The organism is Rhodoferax sp. BLA1, assembly GCF_013416775.1.
Classification (GTDB): Bacteria; Pseudomonadota; Gammaproteobacteria; order Burkholderiales; family Burkholderiaceae_C; genus Rhodoferax.
Window position 1 is genome coordinate 242,184 of the sequence record NZ_SZVI01000013.1, and the last position, 24,775, is coordinate 266,958.

At 61.1% G+C, this 24,775-nt stretch carries 20 protein-coding genes; 10 read left to right on the forward strand and 10 right to left on the reverse strand.

Annotation, left to right across the window (positions count from 1 at the left end; genetic code table 11):
- Positions 1-91: 91 nt before the first annotated feature.
- The 6 genes from FDG13_RS16570 (at position 92) to FDG13_RS16595 (ending at position 6,278) form a co-directional block, all read left to right on the forward strand.
- Positions 92-403, forward strand: coding sequence for a helix-turn-helix domain-containing protein (locus FDG13_RS16570; RefSeq protein WP_078365806.1), 312 nt, complete (start codon positions 92-94; stop codon positions 401-403).
- Positions 404-450: 47 nt separating this feature from the next.
- Positions 451-801 (forward strand): FKBP-type peptidyl-prolyl cis-trans isomerase, encoded by a 351-nt coding sequence (locus tag FDG13_RS16575; RefSeq protein WP_180130662.1) that lies wholly within the window; start codon positions 451-453, stop codon positions 799-801.
- Between the two features lie 172 nt (positions 802-973).
- Positions 974-1,546, forward strand: a complete 573-nt coding sequence (gene grpE, locus FDG13_RS16580; protein WP_180130665.1) for a nucleotide exchange factor GrpE — start codon at positions 974-976, stop codon at positions 1,544-1,546.
- 71 nt (positions 1,547-1,617) lie between these two features.
- Positions 1,618-3,564 (forward strand): molecular chaperone DnaK, encoded by a 1,947-nt coding sequence (dnaK, locus tag FDG13_RS16585; RefSeq protein WP_180130670.1) that lies wholly within the window; start codon positions 1,618-1,620, stop codon positions 3,562-3,564.
- Between the two features lie 105 nt (positions 3,565-3,669).
- The gene (gene dnaJ, locus FDG13_RS16590) at positions 3,670-4,806 is read left to right on the forward strand and encodes a molecular chaperone DnaJ (RefSeq protein ID WP_078365810.1); all 1,137 of its coding nucleotides are present in this window, start codon (positions 3,670-3,672) and stop codon (positions 4,804-4,806) included.
- Between the two features lie 107 nt (positions 4,807-4,913).
- A complete protein-coding gene (locus FDG13_RS16595) occupies positions 4,914-6,278 on the forward strand; it encodes an MBL fold metallo-hydrolase (RefSeq protein WP_180130675.1) in 1,365 nt (454 codons plus the stop codon).
- 75 nt (positions 6,279-6,353) lie between these two features.
- On the opposite strand, the gene FDG13_RS16600 is transcribed toward FDG13_RS16595, so the two are convergent.
- From FDG13_RS16600 to FDG13_RS16630, 7 genes are all read right to left on the reverse strand, one after another.
- Complete coding sequence (locus FDG13_RS16600; RefSeq protein WP_180130678.1) at positions 6,354-7,313, reverse strand: nitronate monooxygenase family protein; 960 nt, start codon at positions 7,311-7,313, stop codon at positions 6,354-6,356.
- A gap of 30 nt (positions 7,314-7,343) precedes the next feature.
- Complete coding sequence (locus FDG13_RS16605) at positions 7,344-8,132, reverse strand: alpha/beta hydrolase (protein ID WP_180130683.1); 789 nt, start codon at positions 8,130-8,132, stop codon at positions 7,344-7,346.
- Positions 8,129-9,919, reverse strand: coding sequence for an acyl-CoA dehydrogenase (locus tag FDG13_RS16610; RefSeq protein ID WP_180130686.1), 1,791 nt, complete (start codon positions 9,917-9,919; stop codon positions 8,129-8,131). Before FDG13_RS16610 ends, FDG13_RS16605 begins: the two co-directional genes overlap by 4 nt.
- 97 nt (positions 9,920-10,016) lie before the next feature.
- Entirely contained in the window at positions 10,017-10,952 is a 936-nt protein-coding gene (locus FDG13_RS16615) for an electron transfer flavoprotein subunit alpha/FixB family protein (RefSeq protein ID WP_180130689.1), read from the reverse strand.
- A 35-nt stretch (positions 10,953-10,987) separates the two neighbouring features.
- A complete protein-coding gene (locus tag FDG13_RS16620) occupies positions 10,988-11,737 on the reverse strand; it encodes an electron transfer flavoprotein subunit beta/FixA family protein (RefSeq protein ID WP_180130693.1) in 750 nt (249 codons plus the stop codon).
- Between the two features lie 192 nt (positions 11,738-11,929).
- Complete coding sequence (locus FDG13_RS16625) at positions 11,930-13,195, reverse strand: mechanosensitive ion channel family protein (RefSeq protein WP_180130696.1); 1,266 nt, start codon at positions 13,193-13,195, stop codon at positions 11,930-11,932.
- On the reverse strand, positions 13,188-14,141 hold the full coding sequence (locus FDG13_RS16630) for a histone deacetylase family protein (RefSeq protein WP_180130699.1): 954 nt from the start codon (positions 14,139-14,141) through the stop codon (positions 13,188-13,190). Before FDG13_RS16630 ends, FDG13_RS16625 begins: the two co-directional genes overlap by 8 nt.
- Before the next feature lie 43 nt (positions 14,142-14,184).
- Here FDG13_RS16630 and FDG13_RS16635 point away from each other — a divergent pair, with 43 nt between their 5' ends.
- The 4 genes from FDG13_RS16635 (at position 14,185) to mltB (ending at position 19,562) form a co-directional block, all read left to right on the forward strand.
- Entirely contained in the window at positions 14,185-15,105 is a 921-nt protein-coding gene (locus tag FDG13_RS16635) for a MoxR family ATPase (protein ID WP_180130702.1), read from the forward strand.
- A 232-nt stretch (positions 15,106-15,337) separates the two neighbouring features.
- The gene (locus FDG13_RS16640; RefSeq protein WP_180130705.1) at positions 15,338-16,384 is read left to right on the forward strand and encodes a DUF58 domain-containing protein; all 1,047 of its coding nucleotides are present in this window, start codon (positions 15,338-15,340) and stop codon (positions 16,382-16,384) included.
- A complete protein-coding gene (locus FDG13_RS16645; protein WP_180130708.1) occupies positions 16,381-18,402 on the forward strand; it encodes a DUF3488 and transglutaminase-like domain-containing protein in 2,022 nt (673 codons plus the stop codon). The genes FDG13_RS16640 and FDG13_RS16645 overlap by 4 nt, the downstream gene beginning before the upstream one ends.
- A 14-nt stretch (positions 18,403-18,416) precedes the next feature.
- Positions 18,417-19,562 carry a lytic murein transglycosylase B gene (mltB, locus tag FDG13_RS16650; protein ID WP_180130711.1) on the forward strand — a complete coding sequence of 382 codons (1,146 nt, stop codon included), beginning with the start codon at positions 18,417-18,419 and terminating at the stop codon, positions 19,560-19,562.
- A gap of 44 nt (positions 19,563-19,606) precedes the next feature.
- Here the strand turns inward: mltB and FDG13_RS16655 are convergent, their stop codons facing one another.
- The 3 genes from FDG13_RS16655 to FDG13_RS16665 are packed head-to-tail and all read right to left on the reverse strand — an operon-like array spanning position 19,607 to position 24,763.
- Entirely contained in the window at positions 19,607-20,476 is an 870-nt protein-coding gene (locus tag FDG13_RS16655) for an HDOD domain-containing protein (RefSeq protein ID WP_180130714.1), read from the reverse strand.
- A gap of 58 nt (positions 20,477-20,534) precedes the next feature.
- Complete coding sequence (locus tag FDG13_RS16660; RefSeq protein ID WP_370528242.1) at positions 20,535-23,804, reverse strand: EAL domain-containing protein; 3,270 nt, start codon at positions 23,802-23,804, stop codon at positions 20,535-20,537.
- Positions 23,801-24,763, reverse strand: coding sequence for an alpha-E domain-containing protein (locus FDG13_RS16665; protein WP_180130717.1), 963 nt, complete (start codon positions 24,761-24,763; stop codon positions 23,801-23,803). Before FDG13_RS16665 ends, FDG13_RS16660 begins: the two co-directional genes overlap by 4 nt.
- Between the last annotated feature and the right edge of the window lie 12 nt (positions 24,764-24,775).

The window sequence follows — 24,775 nt, forward strand, 5'->3', positions numbered from 1 at the left end:
TTCGCGCCGACACAAAAGGGCACGCCTGGGTTAGCACAGCCCACTGCCGTGACGCCCTTGGCAGAAATTTCATGTCCTAAGGAGATGCCCCATGAGTACAAAAGAAACCGCTGCCATTGGCCAGCTGTTAAGCCTTCTTGAATCACGTTATGCCATTCGTGTGCTTTGGGCACTCAAAGACGGCCACCCCCAGACCTTCCGGCTGCTACAAGACAGCGTCGGCGGCATCACCCCCAACACCCTGAACACGCGGATCAAGGAAATGCGTGAAGCCGGTCTGCTCGACCACGGCAGCAGCGGCTATCTGGTGACCCCATTGGGTGCTGACCTGCTTAAGCGCATGGGTGATCTCTCCGCCTTTGCCACCAAATGGGTCTCGACCCAAGCCAAAAAGAAAGCCTGAAGACAGCCGTTTTCAGCCGTATCCAACCTGTCTATCTCTCTGCTGCCATGATCACAACTCCCTCAGGACTCCAATACGAAGACAGCATCACCGGTGTTGGTGATGTCGCCACCGATGGCCAACGCGTCACGGTCCATTACACCGGCTGGTTGTTCCAGGACGGTGTCCAAGGCGCCAAATTCGACTCCAGCAAAGATCGGGGCACACCTTTTGTGTTCAACCTGGGTGCTGGCTCTGTCATCCGTGGCTGGGACGAAGGTGTGGCGGGCATGCAAGTCGGCGGCACCCGCACATTGATCATTCCCCCAGGCCTGGGTTATGGTGCGCGCGGCGCCGGTGGCGTGATCCCGCCGAACGCCACCCTGAAATTTGAAGTTGAATTGCTCAAGCTGTCCTGAGCATCTCCGTTTGGCTGACTCCGGGCACCTGCAACAGGTGCCCGTTTTATTTGTGACATGCTGTTCTGTTGCCAGTCAGCGCTGACAACAAAATTTTTGTGGATATGACTCTTGAAAAAGCAAGACACATCACCATCTCACAGCATCGTTCATTCAAAACCCGCCTCACCGCATGTCTGACTCAACACCTCAACCTACTTCTGCGGACCATTCCGCCGCCCCAGCCCCTGCGGTTGATGGGCAAAACACCCAGGAAACTTTGGCCAACTACGAGTCAGAGCTTCTGACCAAGTGCCAGGCCGACTTGGCTGATTTACAAGCCAAAAGCGCCGAACTGGCTGACCAGTACCTGCGTGCCAAGGCCGATGTGGAAAACGCCCGCCGCCGCGCCGAGGACGAAGTCGCCAAGTCACGCAAATTTGCTCTGGAAGGTTTTGCCGACAGCCTGCTGCCGGTGATCGACAGCCTGGAAGCTGGTCTGTCCATCAAAGACGCCAAGATCGAGCAAATTCGTGAAGGTGCCCAAGCCACCTTGCGGCAATTGCTGGCAGCCCTGGAGCGCAACAAGGTCGTGGCAGTCGACCCCGCGCCGGGCAGCAAGTTCGACCCCCACCAACACCAAGCCATCAGTGTGGTGCCGTCCGAGCACGAAGCCAACTCGGTGGTGACCGTGCTGCAAAAGGGTTACCTGATTTCCGAACGCGTTCTGCGGCCAGCACTGGTCACTGTCTCGGCACCCAAATAAAACATTCATCCAGCTTGAAATCAAACAAGCTGTCCGCAAGTTACAAACATCTGACTATTTAGGAGTTCACCATGGGAAGAATCATCGGTATCGATCTGGGCACTACCAACAGCTGCGTGGCCATCATGGAAGGCAACACCCCCAAGGTGATTGAGAACGCCGAAGGCGCGCGCACCACCCCGTCGATCATTGCGTACCAGGAAGACGGCGAAGTGCTGGTCGGTGCCTCGGCCAAGCGCCAGGCTGTGACCAACCCGCGCAACACGTTGTACGCGGTCAAGCGCCTGATTGGTCGCAAATTCACAGAAAAAGAAGTGCAAAAGGACATCGACCTGATGCCCTACACCATTGCCGCAGCCGACAACGGCGACGCCTGGGTGGAAGTGCGTGGCACCCGCATGGCACCGCAGCAGATCAGTGCTGATGTGTTGCGCAAGATGAAGAAAACGGCCGAAGACTACCTGGGTGAAGCCGTGACCGAAGCGGTGATCACCGTGCCTGCCTACTTCAACGACGCACAACGTCAAGCCACCAAAGATGCTGGCCGCATTGCCGGTCTGGAAGTTAAGCGCATCATCAACGAACCCACCGCAGCTGCTCTGGCGTTTGGCCTGGACAAAAACGAAAAGGGTGACCGCAAGATTGCGGTGTATGACCTGGGTGGTGGCACCTTTGACATCTCCATCATCGAAATCGCTGACGTAGATGGTGAAAAGCAGTTTGAAGTTCTCTCCACCAACGGCGACACCTTCCTGGGCGGTGAAGATTTTGACCAACGTGTCATCGACTTCATCATTGCCGAGTTCAAGAAGGAACAAGGTGTGGACCTGGGCAAGGACGTGCTGGCCCTGCAGCGCCTGAAAGAAGCCGCTGAAAAGGCCAAGATTGAACTCTCCAGCAGCGCCCAGACCGACATCAACCTGCCGTATGTGACCGCTGACGCCTCGGGCCCGAAACATCTGAACATCAAACTGACCCGCGCCAAGCTCGAGTCGCTGGTGGACGAGCTGATCGAACGTACCATCGCACCCTGCCGCACCGCCCTGAAGGACGCTGGCGTGAGCGCCAGCGACATCCATGACGTGATCCTGGTCGGCGGCATGACCCGCATGCCCAAGGTACAGGAAAAGGTCAAAGAGCTGTTTGGCCGCGAACCACGCAAAGACGTGAACCCTGACGAAGCTGTCGCCGTGGGTGCGGCCATTCAGGGCCAGGTGTTGTCGGGCGACCGCACCGACGTGTTGTTGCTGGACGTGACACCGCTGTCCCTGGGTATTGAAACCCTGGGTGGTGTCATGACCAAGATGATCGCCAAAAACACCACCATCCCGACCAAGTTTGCGCAAACTTTCTCGACCGCTGATGACAACCAGCCTGCAGTGACCATCAAGGTGTTCCAGGGTGAACGTGAAATTGCCGCTGGCAACAAGCTGCTGGGTGAGTTCAACCTGGAAGGCATCCCGCCGTCACCACGTGGCCTGCCGCAAATTGAAGTGTCGTTTGACATCGACGCCAACGGTATTCTGCACGTGGGCGCCAAAGACAAGGGCACCGGCAAGGAAAACAAGATCACCATCAAGGCCAACTCGGGTCTGTCTGAAGCCGAGATCCAGCAAATGGTGAAAGACGCCGAGCTCAACGCCGCCGACGACAAGAAAAAACTCGAACTGGTGCAAGCCAAAAACACCGCTGAAGCCAGCCTGCACAGCGTGAAGAAGAGCCTGACCGAGTACGGCGACAAGATCGACGCCGCTGAGAAGGAAAAAATCGAAGCTGCGGTGAAAGACCTGGAAGAAGCCCTCAAGGGTGACAACAAGGCGACCATCGAAGAAAAGAGCACGGCCCTGATGACGGTGAGCCAGAAACTCGGCGAAAAAATGTATGCTGACATGCAAGCCAAGGAGGCCGCTGCGGCGCAACCCGATGGCGCAGCCGAGCAGGCCGCACCCCAAGGTGGCAGCGCAGCACAAGATGACAATGTGGTTGACGCCGAAGTGAAAGAAGTCAAGAAGCCCTAAACGCTTGGCACTTCAACACTGTTGTTGACACAGGCAGCACGCGCCGCGTTGATCACCGCAAGGGAGCAACGCGGCGTTTGTATTGAAACCAGGCACGAGTAGACCATGTCAAAAAGAGATTACTACGAGGTTCTGGGTGTTCCCAAAAACGCCACAGACGACGAGATTAAGAAGGCTTATCGCAAACACGCGATGAAGCACCACCCTGACCGCAACCAGGGTGACTCCGCCAAAGTGGCCGAAGAAAAATTCAAGGAATCCAAAGAAGCCTACGAGATGCTGTCGGACCCGCAAAAACGGGCAGCCTACGACCAGCACGGCTTTGCCGGTGTGGACCCGAACATGCGCGGTGGCGCAGGCGGTGCAGAAGCCTATGGTGGTTTTGCCGAAGCCTTTGGTGACATTTTTGGTGACATGTTTGGCCAGCAACGCGGTCGTGCCGGTGGTGGCCGCCAGGTCTACCGTGGCAGCGACCTGAGCTACGCCATGGAAGTGACGCTGGAAGAAGCCGCTAAGGGCAAGGACGCACAGATTCGCATCCCGAGCTGGGACAACTGCGACAGCTGCCACGGCAGCGGCGCCAAACCCGGCACCCAGGTCAAGTCCTGCGGCACCTGTGGCGGTACCGGTTCGGTGCAGATGCGCCAAGGTTTCTTCAGCGTGCAGCAAACCTGCCCGACCTGTCGCGGCACCGGCAAGGTCATTCCCGAACCCTGCCCAGCCTGCCATGGACAGGGCAAGATCAAGAAACAAAAAACACTCGAAGTCAAAATCCCGGCCGGTATCGACGGTGGCATGCGCATCCGCAGCGCGGGCAATGGTGAACCTGGCACCAATGGTGGCCCGCCGGGTGACCTGTACATCGAGATCCGCCTCAAGAAACACGACATTTTTGAGCGCGATGGAGATGACTTGCATTGCTCGGTGCCTATCAGCATCGTCACTGCCACGCTCGGTGGTGAAATTGATGTGCCCACCTTGGCGGGCAAAGCCGCCATCGACATCCCCGAAGGCACACAAACCGGCAAACAGTTCCGTCTGCGTGGCAAGGGCATCAAGGGTGTGCGCTCCAGCTACCCCGGTGACCTGTATTGCCACATCCTGATCGAAACCCCGGTCAAACTCACCGAACACCAGCGCAAGCTGCTGCGTGAGCTTGATGAGTCTCTGAAAAAGGGCGGCAGCAAACACTCACCCACCGGTGACAGTTGGACCGACCGGCTGAAGAGTTTCTTCAGCTGATCTAACCGCCTTCTACCGGGAGCCCATCCCTGCTACAAAAAAGCCACGCAGTCCTTCAAAAACTGCGTGGCTTTTTTTCATCATCTCATCACTCAGGAGCATCAGCCATGTCTGTCACCATCACCTTTCTCGGCGGCGCCGGTACCGTCACTGGCTCCAAATACCTGGTGCGCCACGACGGCAAAGCGCTGTTGGTGGACTGCGGCCTGTTCCAGGGCTACAAACAGCTGCGTCTGCGCAACTGGAACCCGCTGCCAGTGGCACCCGACCAGATCAACGCGGTGTTACTCACCCACGCGCATCTGGACCACAGTGGTTACCTGCCACTGCTGGTGAAAGAGGGATTTACTGGGCACGTCTATGCCACCCCCGCCACGCGCGACCTGTGCAAAATCCTGCTGCCCGACAGCGGCCACATTCAGGAAGAAGACGCCGAATTTGCAAACCGACACAAACTCTCCAAACACGAGACTGCCCTGCCCCTGTACACCCGGCAAGACGCTTTGGACGCCCTGCCACACATCAAAACCCATGAGACTGGCCGCCCCTTCAGCCCGATTCCCGGCTGGAAGGCCACCTTCTCTGCGGCGGGTCATATTCTGGGCGCCAGCAGCATCCTGCTGGAAGTCGCCGGGCGGCGCATCCTGTTCTCCGGCGATCTGGGCCGCCCGGACGACCTGATCATGAGCCCGCCGGACGATGCGCCGCAGGCCGACACGGTGCTGATCGAGTCCACCTACGGCGACCGCACCCACCCGGTGGACGACATCCTGGCCGAACTGGCGGCGCCATTGCAACGTGTGGCCAAACGCGGCGGTGTGGCGGTGGTGCCAGTCTTTGCGGTGGGCCGTGCCCAGGCACTGCTGCATGCGATCCATCTGCTCAAACTCCGGGGTGATTTGCCAAGCTCGTTGCCGGTGTTTCTGGACAGCCCGATGGCGGTGCACACCACCCATTTGTTTGAGGCACACCTGGGTGAACACCGCCTGAGCCAGCAAGACAGCCGCGCCCTGACCCATGGCGCCACCATGGTCAACAGCACCGACGAGTCACGCGCCCTGGCCAGCCGCCACGGCCCGATGGTGATCCTGTCGGCCAGCGGCATGGCCACCGGCGGGCGGGTGTTACACCACTTGGCGCACTACGCGGGTGACCACCGCAACATGGTCATCCTGACCGGTTATCAGGCGCCCGGCACTCGGGGCGCCAGCTTTGCCAGCGGTGCGAAAACCGTGCGTATCCATGGCCGCGATGTGGTCGTGAATGCGGAGGTGGTGCAACTGCAATCGGCCTCGGCCCACGCCGATGCCAACCAGCTGATCAGCTGGCTGCGCACGATGCCGCAGGCGCCCGATCAGGTCTACATCGTGCATGGTGAAGCGGGTCCGTCCGACACCCTGCGCGCGCGCATCAAACACGAGCTGGGCTGGCGTGCGCTGGTGCCAGAGGCCGGGTCCACCTGGCCCACCTGAACACATCAGACGATTCACTTGCTACGGTAAGAATAGCTACCTGCCCTTTTCAATAAAGGGCTAGAGGCCAATTTCTTATACAACACCTAGCAAACGCTCACGCGCTGCCGCGTACTCGCGTTTGAGCTGCGCCACAAAATCAGCCGTGCTCTGCACCTGGCTGACGGCGCCGATGCCTTGGCCACAGCCCCAGATGTCTTTCCAGGCTTTGGCCTTGTCACCGCCAAAATTCATCGCGCTCGGGTCGCTCTCGGGCAGGTTCTCAGGGTCCAGACCGGCGGCGCGGATGCTGGGCGCCAGGTAGTTGCCGTGCACACCGGTGAACAGGTTGCTGTAGATGATGTCGTCGGAGTTGCTGGCCACAATCGCCTGTTTGTAGGCCTCTGACGCACGCGCCTCGTGGGTGGCGATGAAGGCCGAGCCAATGTAGGCAAAGTCCGCCCCACAAGCTTGGGCCGCCAGCACCGCACCACCGCTGGCGATTGAGCCGCTGAGCACCAGCGGACCGTCAAACCACTGGCGGATTTCCTGCACCAAGGCAAACGGGCTTTTGACGCCAGCGTGCCCACCGGCACCTGCGGCCACCGCAATCAGGCCGTCGGCACCTTTCTCGATGGCTTTGTGGGCGTGTTTGTTGTTGATCACATCGTGCAACACCACGCCGCCGTAGCTGTGGGCGGCAGCGTTGATGTCTTCGCGCGCACCCAGACTGGTGATGATGATCGGCACCTTGTATTTGACACACAGCGCCATGTCGTGTTCAAGCCGCTCATTGCTTTTGTGCACGATCTGGTTGATGGCAAAGGGTGCAGCGGGTTGCAGCGGGTGCGCCCGGTTGTGGGCAGCCAGCGCCTCGGTGATCTCGATCAGCCAGTCCTCCAACTGCTCGGCGGGTCGGGCGTTCAGCGCAGGCATGCTGCCCACCACACCGGCGATACATTGGGCGATCACCAGCTGCGGGTTGCTGATGATGAACAGTGGTGAGCCAATCACCGGGAACGGCAAACGGTCAAGGGGCGTGGGGAGTCTGGACATAGGATGACTTTTCTGAATGACCACAGCGGGTCAGTGACTTGGGTGCTTGATCCAGCCGCTGATCTGGTCCACCGCCTGGGCTTCCATACCGACATAACCGTGGTGATGGAAAGCCTCGCAGGGGCCGCTGCTGGGTTCGGTTCCACCATCGACTTCGATGTACTGTTTGACCGGTGCAGACACCAGTCGGCTGATCAAACGCTGCGCCGCAGCGGGTGGGGTGATGCGGCAGGCGTCGTGCTTGTGCTGAAAGATCAGAACAGGCACCGTGATGTCCTCCAGCGCAATGTCGACCACGGAGCCACCCGGCTGCGATCCAGTGACGGTGGAACTCAGCACCACACCGGCAATCCGGGCGCCCAGTGCCACGCTGTTGGCAGCCGCGCTGAGGGTGCCCTGGCTGGTGCCGACCAGCCACACCGGAACGTTGCTGCGCTGGCCAATGTCATCCAAGATGGTGCGCACATCGGCCTGATGTTCGCCCGAGCGGCGAAACGCCGGGGTCATTTGTCTGGCGTCGTTCGGGTTGCCAACCAGGGCAACATTGAAGCCAGCACGCGCGAAATCGTCGCGCGAGCGGATCAGAAAGTTGCCTGATTGGGGCACACCGCCCTTGAGCCCGATACCACCATGGCCACCCGCAAACAACAGCACCGTGGCCACGGCACCGTCACGCGGCATCCACCAGTAACTGATGCCCACATCACCACGCGAGCTCAGGACCACCAGTCCGTCCTGTGCCATGGCCGAGGTCGCAGCCAAGCAGGCCAACAGCGCACCAAAGACCCAGCGCAGGGCCGAGTCTGGCCAGCGGCTCAAAACGCGTCCAGCGCCAGTGCGGTCACGCTACCTGCACCGTCCACAATGCTGTCGCGCAGGCCGGGCACCTTGGTCAGGATGTGATCGGCGTAAAAGCGCGCGGTTGTGACCTTGGACTGCATAAAAGCCACGTCCTCACCCCGTGCCAGTGCCTCTTGCGCCACCAGCAGGGCACGGCCCATCTGCCAGCCCGCCATCAAATTACCCGCGAGCATCAGGTAGGGCACGCTACCGGCAAACACAACATTGGGGTGGACCTTGGTGTTGCCCGACACAAAGTCCACCACCTCGATGAAGGCCAGGCGCGCCGCCGCCAGGCGCTTGGCCATGGCCAGGGCATCTGGCGTAGCGCTGGCAGTCAGATCAGCTTCGGTATGGGCGATCTGAGCGGCGAGTGCCTTGGCGGTCTGGCCACCATCACGCGCGGTTTTGCGACCGACCAGGTCATTGGCCTGGATCGCGGTGGTGCCTTCGTAGATGGTAAGTATCTTCGAGTCGCGGTAGTACTGGGCGCAGCCGGTTTCCTCGATGAAGCCCATGCCACCATGCACCTGCACACCCAATGAAGTGACCTCCTGGCTCATCTCGGTGGAAAAGCCTTTGATCAGCGGCACCATGAACTCGTAGAAGGTTTCGTTCTGCTCACGCGTCTGGGCATCGGGGTGGTGGTGCGCCGCGTCGTAAGCCGCAGCCGCCACACTCGACAAGGCACGGCAACCCTCGGTGTAGGCACGCATGGTCATCAACATGCGTTTGACATCGGGGTGGTGAATGATCGGCCCCGCTGTGGGCAAGGAGCCATCCACCGGGCGGCTCTGGATGCGCTCCCTGGCAAACTCAACCGCCTTCTGGTACGCCATCTGAGCAATCGCAATACCCTGCACCCCCACACCGTAGCGGGCGGCGTTCATCATGATGAACATGTACTCCAGGCCCCGGTTTTCCTGCCCCACCAGATACCCCACGGCACCGCCCTTATCGCCAAACTGCAGCACACAGGTGGGGCTGGCCTTGATCCCCAACTTGTGCTCGATGCTGACGCAAGCCACATCATTGCGCACACCGATCGAGCCGTCGGTTTTGACCAAAAACTTCGGCACCACAAACAGGCTGATGCCTTTGACGCCAGCAGGCGCGCCATTCACGCGTGCCAGCACCAGGTGCACGATGTTCTCGGCCAGGTCGTGTTCGCCCCAGGTGATGAAAATCTTGGTGCCGGCGATCTTGTAGCTGCCATCGGGCTGGGGTTCGGCTTTGGTGCGCACCGCCGCCAGATCGCTGCCTGCCTGTGGCTCGGTCAGGTTCATGGTGCCGGTCCACAAACCGCTGACCAGTTTTTCCAGGTAGATGGCATTGAGTTCACTGGAGCCTGCTGTCAGCAGCGCCTCGATGGCACCGTCGGACAACAGCGGCAACAAGGCAAAACTCATGTTGGCCGAGTTTTGCATTTCCCCGACGGCCGAACCGATGGTTTTGGGCAGGCCCTGACCGCCGTAAGCCACCGGGTGTTGCAGGCCCTGCCAGCCGGCTTCGGTGTAGGCCTTGAACGCTTCCTTGAAGCCGGGTGTGGCGGTGACCACACCGTCTTTCCAGCTGGTGGGGTTCTGGTCACCGACCCAGTTCAGGGGTGCCAGCACAGTTTCATTAAATTTGGCGGCTTCTTCGAGCACTGCCTGCGCGGTCTCGAGGCCGGTATCCTCCATGCCCGGCAACTGCGCGATCTGATCAATACCCGCCAGGTAGCGGATGTTGAACAACATGTCTTTGAGGGGGGCGATATAACTCATGCTTGTCTCCTGGTTTTTTTGAGGCTTGAGCGCACCAGTGCCCATGCTCTGGCGAAAAAAAAGGGCATCACATGGATGCCCTGGTAACCGGCTTGCCTTACAGGGCAGCCACCAGTTCCGGCACCGCAACGAACAGGTCAGCCTCCAGCCCGTAGTCGGCCACGCTGAAAATTGGTGCCTCGGGGTCTTTGTTAATGGCAACGATCACCTTGCTGTCCTTCATGCCTGCCAAGTGCTGGATGGCACCGCTGATGCCCGCTGCAATGTAGAGCTGGGGAGCGACGATCTTGCCGGTCTGGCCCACTTGCCAGTCGTTCGGTGCATACCCGGCATCCACTGCGGCGCGGCTGGCACCAATGGCGGCACCGAGCTTGTCGGCCAGCGGCACCATCACTTCGTTGAACTTTTCCTGAGAACCCAGAGCGCGGCCACCGCTGACGATGACCTTGGCGGCGGTGAGTTCGGGGCGGTCGTTCTTGGCGATCTCGCTGCCCAAATAGGTGCTGCCACCCGTAACAGCCACAGCAGCTACCGTTTCAATAGCTACTGACCCTTGTACTGCTTGGGCTGCAGCATCAAAAGCTGTGGTACGCACGGTGATCACCTTGATCGTATCCAGGCTCTGCACGGTGGCAATCGCGTTGCCAGCGTAGATTGGACGCTCAAAGGTGTCGGGGCTGATGACTTTGCTCAGGTCAGAAATCTGACCGACATCGAGCTTGGCGGCCACACGTGGGGCGATGTTTTTGCCCGATGCGGTGGCTGCAAACAGGATGTGGCTGTAGCTGGGCGCCAGCGCCACCACCTGGGCCGTGACGTTTTCGGCCACACCATGGGCCAGGCTGTCAGCATCGATGTGGATCACTTTGGCCACACCGGCGACCTGGGCGGCGGCAGCGGCAACAGCAGCGGCGTTGGCGCCAGCCACCAGCACATGCACGTCACCACCGAGTTGGCTGGCTGCGCTGATGGTGTTCAAGGTGGCGGGCTTGAGATGGGTGTTGTCGTGTTCGGCAATAACAAGAGAGCTCATGTGTCTTCCTTCAATCTGTGGGCTCAGGCGCTGGGTCAGATGACCTTGGCTTCGGTTTTGAGTTTGGCGACCAGCGTGGCCACGTCAGGCACCTTGATGCCGGCGCTGCGTTTGGGCGGCTCGGAGACTTTGAGGGTCTTGATGCGGGCGATCACATCGACACCGAGGTCTTCCACCTTGATGATGTCGAGCGGCTTTTTCTTGGCCTTCATGATGTTGGGCAGGGTGACGTAGCGCGGCTCGTTGAGGCGCAGGTCAGCGGTCATGACCGCTGGCAAAGTGACGCTGAGGATTTCAGAACCACCGTCGATTTCGCGGGTGATGCTGGCTTTGCCGTCGGTCACTTCGATTTTGCTGGCGCAGGTGACTTGAGGCAGGTCGGTCAGGGCCGCGAGCATCTGGCCAGTCTGGTTGCAATCGTCGTCGATGGCTTGTTTGCCCAGGATCACCAGGCCGGGTTGTTCCTTGTCCACAATCGCCTTGAGGATCTTGGCCACCGCCAATGGCTGCAACTCGGCTGCGGTCTCGACCAGGATGGCGCGGTCAGCACCAATGGCCATGGCGGTGCGCAGGGTTTCCTGGCACTGGGTGACACCACAGGACACCGCGATGATTTCGGTGGCGATGCCTTTTTCTTTGAGACGCACCGCTTCTTCGATGCCAATCTCGTCAAACGGGTTCATGCTCATTTTGACGTTGGCAATATCTACACCGGTGTTGTCCGACTTGACCCGGACCTTCACGTTGTAGTCCACCACGCGTTTGACTGCGACCAGGACTTTCATAAAAACGTCTCTCCAAAGTAAAAATGAATGGCAAAACACACCGTGCACCGGTCAATTCCATTGACGTGCACGTCAACCTGGGCATTTTATGCGGGCACACCAGCCAGCCTGGTCAAACCACAGACAATCCGCCAGAAAACCAATAATAGAACGACCGTTCTTTTTTAAGTATACCCACTGCTTGGCTTGTGCTCAAGCGGCGCGTTGATGAATGACACGTTGTGGGAAAGGAATTTCGATCCGGTTCTCGCGCAGCAGCTGCAAAATCGCCAGATTGATCAAGGAGCGCAGATTGTCGCTGCCGTTTTCGGGGTCGCGAATCCAGTAGCCCAGGCGGAACTCCAGCCCGTCGGCACCAAAGTTCATCAGTGCCACCGCCGGGCCAGGCTCCTGCAGCACCCGCTCTTGCATCGACGCGGCCTGCAGCAGCAGCCGCGTGACCAGGTCCACATCACTCTCATAACCCACCGACACCGTGGTGGACTGCCAGACCTTGGGGTCGGCCAGCGAGAGGTTTTCGACCCGGCTGGTGATCAGCATCTCGTTGGGCACAATCGATTCACGGCCGCTGAGCGAACGTATCACCGTGTAGCGTGCATTGATCTCGGTGATAACACCGCTGAAGTTATCCACCTGCACCGTGTCACCAATACGCATGCTGCGCTCAGCCAGAATGACAAAACCCGAGACGTAATTGGCGGCAAGCTTCTGCAGGCCAAAACCAATACCGACCCCCACCGCACCACCCAGCACCGACAGCGCCGACATGTCGATGCCCACCGCCGACATCGCCAGCAACAGGCCGACAAACATCAACAGCGCCTTGGCTGCGTTGCTAAAGGCCTTGCGCAGGCTCAGCTCACCACCGGTGACATGGCGCAGCAGCTTGGACTCCAGTGCCGAAGAAATCCACAAGGTGATGATCAGCACCAGACCGGCGGTGAGTGAGCCCTCAATGATCTTGCGCACCGACAGCTGGCTGGAGCCCACTTTCCAGCTGATCTGGTCGAGCTCTTCCATCACCACCGGCAACAAACCACTGACCCACAGCACCATGGCCAGCCAAGCCACCCAGGAGATGGTGCGCTCCAGAAAACGGATCAAGGGTGTTTCGCTGAACGCCGCCTGAAGCACCTTGACACCCAGGCGGATCACCAGCAGCGACATCAGCACCGGTATCGCAATCTTGAACGCCGCCAGTGGCAAGGTATGGCCCAACAGCTGACGCGCCAGATAAGCCAGTGCCAGCCACAGCGCCGGAAACAACACACCATCCACAATGCGCCGACCAAAGGTGATGCTGTTGGCGTCGCGGCCCACAAAGGCCTTGGCGGCCAGGTGCGCCAGCAGCCAGGCCAGCAAGGCGCAGCCGAGCAGCACCGCCAGTTCGATCAGAGTGCTGGTCTGCGCCAGCGCCGCCAGCCAGTTTTGCAGGTCGTCGGGTTGCACCTCAGACATCGGCCATCACCCGGATATGCGCCTCCACACTGCGCGCCAGCGGGCTCATCACATAACCACCTTCCAGGCAGCTGATCACCCGCCCCTGCGCATGACGCCGCGCCACATCCATGATGCGGCCAGTCATCCAGGCGTAGTCGCTTTCCACCAGGCCAAGCTGACCCATGTCGTCCTCACGGTGGGCATCAAAGCCGGCGCTGATCAGGATCAGCTCGGGCTGGAACTCCTCCAGGCGCGGCATCCAGGCGGCTTCGATCATCTCGCGGATTTCCATACCCTTGGTGTAGGCGGGTACCGGCAGGTTGACCAGGTTGGGCGCGCTGGAGTGTTGCCAGTCCAACGGGTAAAACGGGTGCTGGTAAAAGCTCACCATCAAAATCCGGTCATCCCCCTTGACAATGTCCTCGGTGCCGTTGCCGTGGTGCACATCAAAGTCAACAATCGCCACGCGCTGCAGGTTGTGCCGCTCCAGTGCGTATTTGGCGGCAATCGCCACGTTGTTGAAAAAGCAAAAACCACCGGCCTTGTCGCGACAGGCGTGGTGCCCGGGCGGGCGCACCGCACAAAAGGCGGTGTTCATCTCACCGGCCAGCACCGCGTCGACCGCGTCGGTGGCCGCACCCACCGCATGCAGGGCCGCAGTCCAGGTGTGGATGTTGATGCTGGTGTCGGGGTCGATCTGCAGGTGGTCGGCACCACCGGCAGCGATGTCTTCCTTGAGTTCGGCGTTGAGCCCGCGAATGGCGGCGACATACATGCGGCCATGGGCCAGTTCGATGTCGGAGGTGGATGCGGGTGTGGCTTCGCGCCGGTCCAGCGCCACATCCAACCCGCTGATCAGCAGCCGGTCATCAATCGCGTCCAGCCGCTCAGGGCATTCAGGGTGCCCCGGACCCATTTCATGTTTGCGAAAGCTCGGGTGTGTAAAGTATCCGGTCATTGACATACAGGTTTGTCTCCTGGAATGATTTTTTTGGTAAGGTTACCTGATGGATATACAAGCTAAGCTTACAGCCCTGGTCAATCAGCTTAACACGGTGATTGTGGGCAAATTTGACCAAACACAAGATTGTGTGGCGTGTTTGCTGGCAGGGGGGCACCTGCTGATTGAAGACGTGCCGGGGGTCGGCAAAACCACGCTGGCCCATGCGTTGGCACGCACCTTTGGTCTGGATTTCTCACGGGTGCAGTTCACCTCCGACCTGATGCCCAGCGACCTGCTCGGGGTCTCGGTGTTCGAGCGCAGCCAGGAAGCTTTTGTGTTCCACCCCGGCCCGCTGTTTACCCAGGTGCTGCTGGCCGACGAGATCAACCGCGCCAGCCCCAAGACCCAAAGCGCCTTGCTGGAAGCGATGGAAGAAAAACAGGTCAGCATAGACGGCCAGACCCGGCCCCTGCCCTCTCCTTTTTTTGTCATCGCCACCCAAAACCCGATGGACCAGGTGGGCACCTATGCCCTCCCCGAGTCGCAGCTGGATCGGTTCCTGATGTGTCTCTCGCTCGGTTATCCGAGCCGCGAGGCCGAGCGCCAGTTGCTCGGTGGTGCCGACCGACGCGAGCTGGTCGATGCCCTGCCCAGCCTGCTGAGCCCGGCCGAGTTGCTGTTGCTGCAAAACCAGGTGTTGGCGGTGCACACCAGCGAGCCCTTGCTGGACTATGTGCAAGACCTGCTGGCTGCCACCCGCTCTGGCCGCTGGTTTGTGCAGGGCCTGAGCCCACGCGCCGGCATTGCGGTGGTACGCGCCGCCAAGGCACGCGCCCTGCTGAGCGGGCGCGACTATGTGGCACCCGACGATGTGCGCGCCATCCTGCCGCAAACCATCGCGCACCGGCTGATTCCCAGCACCGACGCCAACCGCGGCGCGCGTGCGCAGGTCCAGGCTTTGCTGGACGCGGTGCCGCTGCAATGAAGTTCCCCCCCGAATCGCCTTCGGCGCCTCCCCCTCAAGGGGGCGCACCCACTGGCCTGGCAAAGCCAGTTCCACGGGTGCCCTGGCTTAAAGCGCGGCAGCGACACCTGTCTCCGACTATGACTGCACCCCGAAGCGCTTCAGAAGCCTCCCCCTCAAGGGGGCGCACCCAGTGGCCTGGCCAAGCCAGTGCCACGGGTGCTCTGGCCTGAAGGCCGGTAGCGACACCTGAATGGCTCCCGACCGAAGCACCTCACAGGCCTCCCGCGCCAAGTGGCGCATCTGGTGGTCTGGCATCACCAGTGCCACAGCTGAGCTGACCTGGAGCCCGGTTGCGTCGCTACGAGCAAGGTTTGAGCGTTGGTGGCAGGCACGTTTGCCAGCATCCGACAGCGTGACTCTGACCCAGCGCACGGTCTACATCCTGCCCACCCGCGCAGGCTGGATGCTGGCCCTGACCCTGCTGGTGCTGCTGCTGGCCTCCATCAACTACCAGCTCAACCTGGGTTACCTGCTGACCTTTTTGCTGGCCGGTTGTTCACTGGTGGCCATGCATGTGAGCCATGCCAACTTGCGTGGCATCACCATGAGCTTGATAGCACCTGACCCAGTATTTGCGGGGGCTAGAGCCGTTTTTGACATCCAACTGCTGAACCCCAGCCAGCGCACCCGACCGGCCCTGGCGCTGGCCATCCAGGGCAGCCAGCAGTGGGTGTATACCGATCTGGCGCCGCTGTCGCAGGCACGCGTGCAACTGGCCTGTTTACCGGGCCAGCGTGGCCTGCACCCGCTGCCTACGGTGCGTGCCCAGACCCTGTTTCCGCTGGGCAGTTTTTGTGTCTGGACCCTGTGGCGACCAGCCAGCCAGTTACTGGTCTACCCGCTCCCTGAAACCCAGCCGCCGCCCCTGCCCGGCGGGTCATCCGAGACCGGCCACGGCCCGACCCGTACCGCACCGCATCACCACGGCGAGCCAGACAGCATCCGGCCCTACCGGCGTGGAGACCCCTTAAAAAACATCCTGTGGAAACAGGTGGCCAAAACCGGCGCGCTGGTCAGCCGCGACAGTGTGGCGGCGCAGCAGCATGACCTCTGGCTCAGCCGCCCGCTGACCGGGCTGGCGCATCCTGAGCAGCAGCTCAACCGCCTGTGTGCATGGGTGCTGCGGGCCGACCAGCTGGGCCTGCGTTACGGCCTGCGCTTGAACGGCCAGGACATCGGCCCCGACCACGGCCCACAACACCTGCAACGCTGCCTGCGTGCGCTGGCTCTCGCATGAAGCTGCCCGACACCCTGAGCCACTTGCCGCGCGACACCCGCGACACGCTGTTTGTGCTGGCAGTGATCGGCTGGGTGGTGGCGCCCATGCTCTCTGAGTTGCCGCTGTGGTGTGGGCCACTGACTGGGGTGCTGATGTTGTGGCGCGGGGTGCTGGCCTGGCGTGGTCAGGCGCTGCCCTCACGCTGGTGGCGCCTGGGCCTGCTGGTGGTGGCGGTCGGTGCCACGCTGCTGTCGTTCAGAACCCTGCTCGGGCGTGACGCCGGGGTGACCCTGGTGGTGGTCTTGCTGGCACTCAAAACCCTTGAGTTACGTGCCCAGCGCGACGCCTATGTGGTGTTTTTCCTCAGCTTCTTCTTGATGTTGACCAACTTCTTCTACTCACAGTCGTTGCTGACCGCCGCCGTCATGCTGATCGCGCTGTGGGGCTTGTTGACGGCGCTGGTCAACGCCCATTTGCCAGTGGGACGACCGCCGCTGTGGCAGTCGGCACGCACTGCGGGTGGCATGGCGCTGTTGGGGGCGCCGATCATGCTGGTGCTGTTCCTGCTGTTCCCGCGCATGGCGCCGCTGTGGGGCCTGCCGGGGGACGCGATGACCGGGCGCAGTGGTTTGTCCAACGACATGACGGTGGGCAACATCGCCAGCCTGGCGCTGGACGACAGCGTGGCCATGCGTATCAACTTCAGTGGCACACCACCTGCGCAAAAAGACCTGTACTTTCGTGGCCCTGTGCTGTCCAACTTTGACGGTGTGCGCTGGCGGCCCAGCGAGGCAGCGGGCGTGTGGCGCGCTGCCGAAGCCGCTCTGCAGGTGCAGGGCCAGGCGGTAGCCTACCAGGTCACGCTGGAGCCCAACCAGCGGCCCTGGCTGCTCACGCTGGACGCCACCCCCAGCGCGCCTGAGCTGCCGCAGGGCCGCGCGCGCATGTCGGCTGAGCTGCAATGGCAACAAGACCGCCAAGCCACCGCGCTGCTGCGTTACCAGGCCACCAGCTACCCCCAGTTCAGCTACGGCAAAAACCAGAGTCCGGCGCGACTTGCGCCCTACCTGGCCTTGCCGAGCGGCTTCAACCCGCGCACGCTGGCACTCGCGCAGGCCCTGCAACGTGAGGCCCCCGCTGGTGAGGGTGCCAACAGCCACCTGGTGCAGGCCGCGCTGGAGCGTTTGCGCACCGGTGGTTTTGTCTACACGCTGGAACCTGGTCTGTATGGTCGCGACAGTGCCGACGAGTTCTGGTTTGACCGCAAGGCCGGGTTTTGTGAACACTTTGCGGCGGGTTTTGTGATCCTGATGCGCGGCGCCGGGGTGCCCGCACGGGTGGTGACCGGTTACCAGGGAGGTGAGCGCAATAACGTGGATGGTTTCTGGACGGTACGCCAGAGTGATGCCCACGCCTGGGCCGAGGTCTGGTTGCCTGGCCAGGGCTGGCAGCGGGTTGACCCAACGTCCATGGTGGCACCCATGCGTACCGGCAGTTTTGCCCGACTGGAAACACCACGCGGGGTGATTGCCAATGCGATTCTGGGCAATGTCAACCCGCGTTTTGCGCTGAACATACGTGCCAGCTGGGACGCCCTCAACAACCGCTGGAACCAGTGGGTGCTGAACTACACCCAGGCCAAGCAGCTCGATTTACTCAAAAGCATCGGTTTTGAGGCGCCCAGTTGGGAAGACCTGATTCTCTTGCTGTGTGCCATCGTGGTGACGGTGAGCCTGCTCGGCGCGGGCTGGAGTGCCTGGGAGCGGCAGCGGCAGGACCCCTGGCTGCGTCTGCTGGGCCAAGCCCGTGTGCGGCTGTTACGCGCCGGACTGCCCGCACCAGACAACAGCACACCGCGTGAACTGGCCGAGCAGCTGCGGGCCCGAGGCGGCACCGCCACCGAGGTCCAGGCACTGATGGACTGGCTGCTGCGCCTGGAAGCGCTGCGCTACGCCCCACCAAATGGGCACAGCGGCCACAAGCGCCAGCTCACTACACTGCAACACGAACTCCGGCGCCTACGCTGGGGTGATTGAAACAACAATTGACCATGCCTTTGCCAGCCTTGAGACCTTTACTTGCACTGCTTTTGATAGCTGTCACCGCTTTACCCATCAGGGCTGAGGCCAAAAAACACCCACATCATCCGAAAAAAGCTGCCAAAACGGTGGCCAGCGCTCCGGTGCCCGGCCCGAGTTACGCCCAGCGCAGTGACGCAATGGCAGCCGCCGACGAGATCGCCCAGCAGCGCGACCTGGACCCGGCCTGGGTGCGCCAGACGCTGGCCCAGGCACGCTACATCCCCGCCATTGCCCAGGCGGTGACACCACCCGCCGTGGGTGTGGCCAAAAACTGGCAGCTGTACCGCAGCCGTTTTGTCGAGCCCAAACGCATCCGCGCGGGTGTCGTCTTCTGGCAATTGCACCGCGACACCCTGCTGCGGGCGCAAGCCCATACCGGTGTGCCGGTGGACATCCTGCTGGGCATCATTGGTGTGGAAACCATCTATGGCCAGCAAATGGGCACTTACCGGGTGCTGGATGCGCTGGCCACGCTGGCCTTTGACTTTCCCCAAAGCCACCCACGCGCCGCCACACGCAGCCAATACTTCAAAGGGGAACTCGCGCAGTTTCTGAGCATGATGCAACGTGGTGACATCGACCCGACGTTGTGGCGCGGCAGTTATGCCGGGGCGCTGGGCCTACCGCAGTTCATGCCCAGCAGCTGGCACAAACATGCGGTGGACTTTGACGCGGACGGCAAGGTCGACCTGTTCACCAGCCCCGGGGATGCGATTGGCTCGGTGGCCAACTACCTCGCCGCTTTTGGCTGGCAGCCCGGGCAGCCGACCCACTTTGCTCTGAGTTTTGACAGCACCCGGCTCGACCTGCCCGCGCTGATGGCGCCAGACATCCTGCCGACCTTCAGTGTGGCGGAATTTCAGGCCAAAGGTATAGTGCTGGAGGCGGCTGCCCAGTCCTACCCCGGTAAACTGGCGCTGATCGAGCTGCAAAACGGTGATGCACCGGCGAGCTACCTGGCAGGCACCGAAAACTTTTACGTGATCACCCGCTACAACTGGAGCAGTTATTACGCGATGGCCGTGATTGAACTGGGTCAAGCGGTCTTGAAAGTGGCCACCCAGCTGGATGCAGCCAACAGCTTTGAAGCCATCAAACCGACCAGCACGCCGTGAATTTGCTACATCAAACGTAGCTAGATACCCTTATGAAATAAGGGCTAGGTGACAATCACACCCTCAAACACCGGAAACAACTCGTCAACCCAGGTTTCGACCTCTTCGGCGCCAATCTGCAGAAACGCCAGACACTGCGCTCCCGATTTTTCCCACTCACGCTGGTTCTGGACACCTTCGTGATGAGCCACCAGGTGGTCGGCGATGGCCGCGATGGCCACCAGCTGGCGCACCTGCAGCGGCACACGGGCGTCGGTCAGTGACGAAAAATCATGGTGCAGCCGCACCGCATAGACCACCTCGGCGGGCAGGCGCCAGGTTTTAGCCACAATCGCACCCACCACCGCGTGGTCGGTGCGGTGGGCAGCGTTTTCGGTCTGGACAAAGGTGCGGTCCTGGCGCGCCATGGCCTCTACCAAGGTGCCGCTGTAGCCGCGCACACCTTGCAGCATCACCGGGATGCCCACATGGAAAAACAGGCCGCAGGTTTTGCACACATCCAGGTCCAGCCCGTACATCTGCCCGGCAATGTGGGCCATAGCCAACGATCGACGGGTGGACGACTCCCAAAAATGCTCGATCAGTGTCGGGTCAATGCGAATCGCGTTGCGCAGCAAAAAACCGGTCAGGATGCTGGCCGTGGGTTTGACACCCAGCATGCTGATCGCCTGCGCCACCGAATGCACCGGCTCGCGGCGCGCGTACAAAGAGCTGTTGGCCACCTTGATCAACGCGGCGGCCATCGCCACGTCGGCACCTGCAATCTCGGCCACCCGTTGCGGGTTGGGGTCAGCCTGGGCCAGCTCGTCTTGCAATTGCACCAGCAGCTGCGGACAGGGTGGAATGACAATATCTTTGACCGGACCCGCGTCACGCGCGGCATCCAGTTCACGGTTCAAGGCTCGGATGGACATGCAAAAAACTCCTGATGCCGATTATTGCCACGAAACCCTGACCGGCCCCCCAGTCAGATCAAACACAGGCGTGTCTGTGCTCCAGCTTCTTTTGCCCCTGGAACACATGCTGCTCCAGTGCGCGCGCGCTCAGCGGCCGCGAGAAATAATAACCCTGCAACTCGTCACAACCCAGGGCCTTGAGCTGAATGGCCTGTTGCTGATGCTCCACCCCTTCACCCACCAGGCGCAGACCCAGCGCATGGCCCAGCGCAATGATGGAGCGCACGATGGCCAGGTCGGCGTCGTCATCGAGCATACTTTGCACAAAAGACTGGTCGATTTTCAACTCATCAATCGGAAAGCGTTTGAGGTAGGCCAGGCTGGAGTAGCCGGTACCGAAGTCGTCAATTGACAGCTGCAGGCCAAGCGCCTTGATGGCAGAGAGCTTGGCGCTGGCGGCCACCGGGTCGGCCATCAGATGAGACTCGGTGATTTCCAGCACCATCCGTTGGGGGTCGCAGCCGTGGCGTTCAATGCAGTGCTGCACCAGGCCGACCAGCTCGGGGTCGGCCAGCTGCGCCGCTGACAGGTTGATCGACAGGTCCAGCGCATCCAGACCCAAAGCCTGCCAGGCGGCTTTTTGCCGAAACGCCTCGTTCATCACCCAGCGGCCTATCGGCTGGATCAGGCCACACTCTTCGGCCACCGGGATAAAGCGGGTCGGAGAAATCTCGCCCAGCTCGGCGCTGTTCCAGCGCAACAAAGCTTCGACACCCACCACCTGCTGGCTCTGTGCGTCCACCTGGGGTTGGTAGTGCAGGCAGAACTCACCGCGCTCCAGCGCCAGGCGCAGATGCTGCTCGAGCGACTGGCGCTCACGGATGGCCAGGTCAATCGATACATCAAACACCCGGGCGGCATCACGGCCAGAGGTTTTGGCCTCGTACATGGCAGCGTCGGCGCGGCGCATCAGCTCCACCAGGTCGTGGCCATCGTTCGGGAAGATCGCGATGCCCACACTGCACGACACCCGCAGCTCATGACCGTGCACCTGGTGCGGTTGGCGGATCAGCGGGATCAGGCGCTGCTCGGCCTGCCAGCGCGCCTGGGCACCGTCTTGCAGCTGGCGCAAAATCACCACAAACTCGTCCCCGCCCAGGCGGCTGACCAGATCACCAGAGCGCACCGCCTGTTGCAGACGCTGCGCCACCGACTGCAGCAAACCGTCACCAATGTGGTGACCCAGGGTGTCGTTGATGACCTTGAAGCGGTCCAGGTCAATGAACAGCACCGCCAGGCATTCACCGCTGGCGCTGGCCTGCTGGAGGGCGGCCTCCAACATCTCGACACACATGGCGCGGTTGGGCAACTCGGTCAGCACATCGTGGTGGGCCAGGAACTTGACACGTGCTTCGGTGCGTTTGCGGTCGGTGATGTCTACCGCGATACAAATGTAGTGAGAAATGTCTTCCTGCAGCGAGGACTCACGCACCGCCGAAATCATCATCCAGGCCGGGTAGGTTTCACCGGTACGCTTGCGCAGCAACACCTCGCCCTGCCACTCGTTGCGCTTGTGGATGGCGCGGATGATGTCGGCCAGCACAAGCGCATCCATCGCGTCGGAGGCATCGTCGGCCGAGTTGTGCTGCTCGTGCCCAAGCAGGCGCCCCAGATGTTCACCCACCACCTCATAAAAATCGTAAGAAGTGGCGCGGCAATAGGCCCGGTTGACGCTGAGCACCTTTTGCTGACTGTCCAGAATGATGATGCCTTCGCTGGAGGCCTCAAACACCTTGGCCCACAACTCCATACGCTGTTCCATGAGCTTGAGCACATTGATCGGGGTGAACGTGGTCAACACAGCGTCCTGGCCCTGAAAACTCAGGCGCCGCGCCGACAAGACTGCCCACGCGCTCTCCACACCACCGAGCCAACGCACCTCAAACTCGTCAATCTGCTCGCGGTCTGAGAGTTGCTGGAAAAAACGCGAACGCACACCGGGCTCCAGGCCCTTGTGCCAGGGGTCGGTGGTGCAGCCGGCCAGCCAGGGCTGGGCTGTTTCGTTGGCATGCAAGACCCGGTGATCGGGGATTGAGGTGACCATCATCGCCACCGGGATTGACTCCAGCAACTCAGCCTGGGCCAGCGCGGCACGGGCGTTGGCGGCCAGTTCCTCACGGGCCGAGCGGTCCTGGTCCAGCTGGGCCAGCATGCCGTTGAACGTATTCACCAGGTGGCCAATCTCGTCCTGGCTGTCCCACTGCGCCCGCAGGTTGTAGTTGCCACTCTGGCGCACATCGTTGGCCACACCCGCAAGTTGTTTCAAGGGCCGGGCAATCAGCCGCGCCACGGTGAACACCAGGCTCAGAATGGCCAGCAACAAGGCCAAGGCGGTGCCCAGATGCAGCCACATCTTGTGGAACTGGGCCTCGACCCGGGCCTGCAACAAACCGCTCAGCGCCTGGGACGAGGCCACCCAGGCCTGGTTCAGTCTGTCCAGTGCGTCACCATGGCTGCTGGCAAAAATCTGACGTTCGTGTTCGGTGGTGCCTTGCTCGGACGCCCGTTGCACCTGGCTGAGCAGATCTGCCAACTGGGCATCCAGCTTTTCCCGCTGCGGTTGTAAAGCCGCCTTGAGGGCCGGGCTACCAGCCGCCAGCGCCTGGGCGTAGTCCGAGGCAATGCCCTGGCGGATCGCGTCAAGCCGCCCCGCCAGAATCAGCAAGGTGGTGCTGTGTAACGAGGACGCCACCACCGAGCGCGGGGTCTGTTTGCCAACCGCCTGCGCGGTATCCAGCAGCACATCCACCAGTTCCGGAAAACGCAGCACCACCAGCGACATGTTGTAGTAACTGTCCAGATCGGGGTCGAGGATCAGGTTGGACTGGTTGCCCACGGTGGTGATCAGCGCACGGGCGCTGCTGATCACTGGCTTGAACGAGGCAGGTGTCGCCGCCGAGGCGGCGCCTGGCGCGTCAAAACTGGCCACAAAGGCCTGGCTGTCGGCCTGGGCGTTGAGCTGGACATCGAACAAAGCACGTTGGGACGCCAAACGATAACGCGCGGCGGTCACATCCACCTGCGCCAGACTGGGTGTGCCCACCTGGGGCATCAACATATCACGCACCGCGTTGGTGTAGCTGATGCCCACCATTTCCTTGCGAGCAAAATCGATGGCCAGGTATTTTTCGTTGATCAGGATGCCGGAGACAAAAATCACCGCCGTCAAGTCCAGGAGGTAAATCAGCGTCAGCTTGCGGCTCACGCTCAAGCGCCCCAGCCAAGCCGCCACCGGCCTGAACAGCCGGCTGATCTGCGAATACATCGCCTGTCGCAGGCGCCTCACACCGGGGTCGGAATCAGAAAGTCCCGGCTGATGTGGGCGCCCAGGTCATTGACCCGGTCCAGAAACTGCGTCAGGTAGGCGTGCAGGCCGGTTGCCAGAATTTCGTCGATGCGGCCATATTCCAGCTCAGCGCGCAACTTGCCAGCCCGGCGCTGGGTCTCGGTGCTTTGGTCGTTGGCCACCATCTTGAGGTTACTCACCACCTCGTTGAGGCTGGAGTGAAGGCTGCGCGGCATGTCCGGACGCAAGATCAGCAACTCAGCCACACGCTCGGGTTTGATCACATCGCGGTAGACCTTGCGGTACACCTCAAAACCGCTGACGCTACGCAAAATGGCGCTCCAGTGGTAGAAGTCGTACTCTTGGTCTTTCTTGAGGTTGGCGGTGCCATAGAAGTCGCTCTCGACCGCATGAAACTTCACATCCACCAAGCGCGCGGTGTTGTCAGCACGCTCCAGAAAAGTGCCCAGGCGCATGAAATACAGCGCCTCGTCCATCAACATGGTGCCCACGGTGACACCACGCGACAGGTGGGAGCGGAACTTGACCCAGTCAAAAAACTGCGCGGGGTCGTCCTCAAACTCACCGGCCTTGACCTTGCGTTTGACTTCCAGCCAGGTCTGGTTGAGGGTTTCCCAGACTTCGGTGGTGAGGGCACCCCGCACCGCGCGGGCGTTTTCACGCGCGGCGGTCAGGCAAGACAGGATGCTGGATGGGTTACTCTCGTCCTTGACCATGAAGTCCATGACCTTTTTGGCATTGATCTCACCGTGTTTTTCCTTGTAGCTGAACATCAGCTCGCTGATCGACAGCAAGCCCTGCCAACCCGACAGTGCGACCGCCTCGGACTGCGGCAGCAGCGAAGTCTGGTAATTGACATCCAGCAGGCGCGCGGTGTTTTCAGCTCGCTCGGTGTAACGGTTCATCCAGAACAGGTGGTCGGCGGTTCGTGACAACATAAGTGGCTTTCT

What these genes read in the sequence shown, in the direction of transcription:
- FDG13_RS16620 (WP_180130693.1), bottom strand. Translation starts at nt 11,737, where the DNA reads ATGAAAGTCCTGGTCGCAGTCAAACGCGTGGTGGACTACAACGTGAAG.
- FDG13_RS16655 (WP_180130714.1), bottom strand. Translation starts at nt 20,476, where the DNA reads ATGTCCATCCGAGCCTTGAACCGTGAACTGGATGCCGCGCGTGACGCG.
- FDG13_RS16630 (WP_180130699.1), bottom strand. Translation starts at nt 14,141, where the DNA reads ATGTCAATGACCGGATACTTTACACACCCGAGCTTTCGCAAACATGAA.
- dnaK (WP_180130670.1), top strand. Translation starts at nt 1,618, where the DNA reads ATGGGAAGAATCATCGGTATCGATCTGGGCACTACCAACAGCTGCGTG.
- FDG13_RS16640 (WP_180130705.1), top strand. Translation starts at nt 15,338, where the DNA reads ATGGCTCCCGACCGAAGCACCTCACAGGCCTCCCGCGCCAAGTGGCGC.
- mltB (WP_180130711.1), top strand. Translation starts at nt 18,417, where the DNA reads ATGCCTTTGCCAGCCTTGAGACCTTTACTTGCACTGCTTTTGATAGCT.
- grpE (WP_180130665.1), top strand. Translation starts at nt 974, where the DNA reads ATGTCTGACTCAACACCTCAACCTACTTCTGCGGACCATTCCGCCGCC.
- FDG13_RS16665 (WP_180130717.1), bottom strand. Translation starts at nt 24,763, where the DNA reads ATGTTGTCACGAACCGCCGACCACCTGTTCTGGATGAACCGTTACACC.
- FDG13_RS16645 (WP_180130708.1), top strand. Translation starts at nt 16,381, where the DNA reads ATGAAGCTGCCCGACACCCTGAGCCACTTGCCGCGCGACACCCGCGAC.
- FDG13_RS16570 (WP_078365806.1), top strand. Translation starts at nt 92, where the DNA reads ATGAGTACAAAAGAAACCGCTGCCATTGGCCAGCTGTTAAGCCTTCTT.
- FDG13_RS16625 (WP_180130696.1), bottom strand. Translation starts at nt 13,195, where the DNA reads ATGTCTGAGGTGCAACCCGACGACCTGCAAAACTGGCTGGCGGCGCTG.
- FDG13_RS16635 (WP_180130702.1), top strand. Translation starts at nt 14,185, where the DNA reads ATGGATATACAAGCTAAGCTTACAGCCCTGGTCAATCAGCTTAACACG.
- FDG13_RS16575 (WP_180130662.1), top strand. Translation starts at nt 451, where the DNA reads ATGATCACAACTCCCTCAGGACTCCAATACGAAGACAGCATCACCGGT.
- FDG13_RS16610 (WP_180130686.1), bottom strand. Translation starts at nt 9,919, where the DNA reads ATGAGTTATATCGCCCCCCTCAAAGACATGTTGTTCAACATCCGCTAC.
- FDG13_RS16595 (WP_180130675.1), top strand. Translation starts at nt 4,914, where the DNA reads ATGTCTGTCACCATCACCTTTCTCGGCGGCGCCGGTACCGTCACTGGC.
- FDG13_RS16600 (WP_180130678.1), bottom strand. Translation starts at nt 7,313, where the DNA reads ATGTCCAGACTCCCCACGCCCCTTGACCGTTTGCCGTTCCCGGTGATT.
- FDG13_RS16615 (WP_180130689.1), bottom strand. Translation starts at nt 10,952, where the DNA reads ATGAGCTCTCTTGTTATTGCCGAACACGACAACACCCATCTCAAGCCC.
- dnaJ (WP_078365810.1), top strand. Translation starts at nt 3,670, where the DNA reads ATGTCAAAAAGAGATTACTACGAGGTTCTGGGTGTTCCCAAAAACGCC.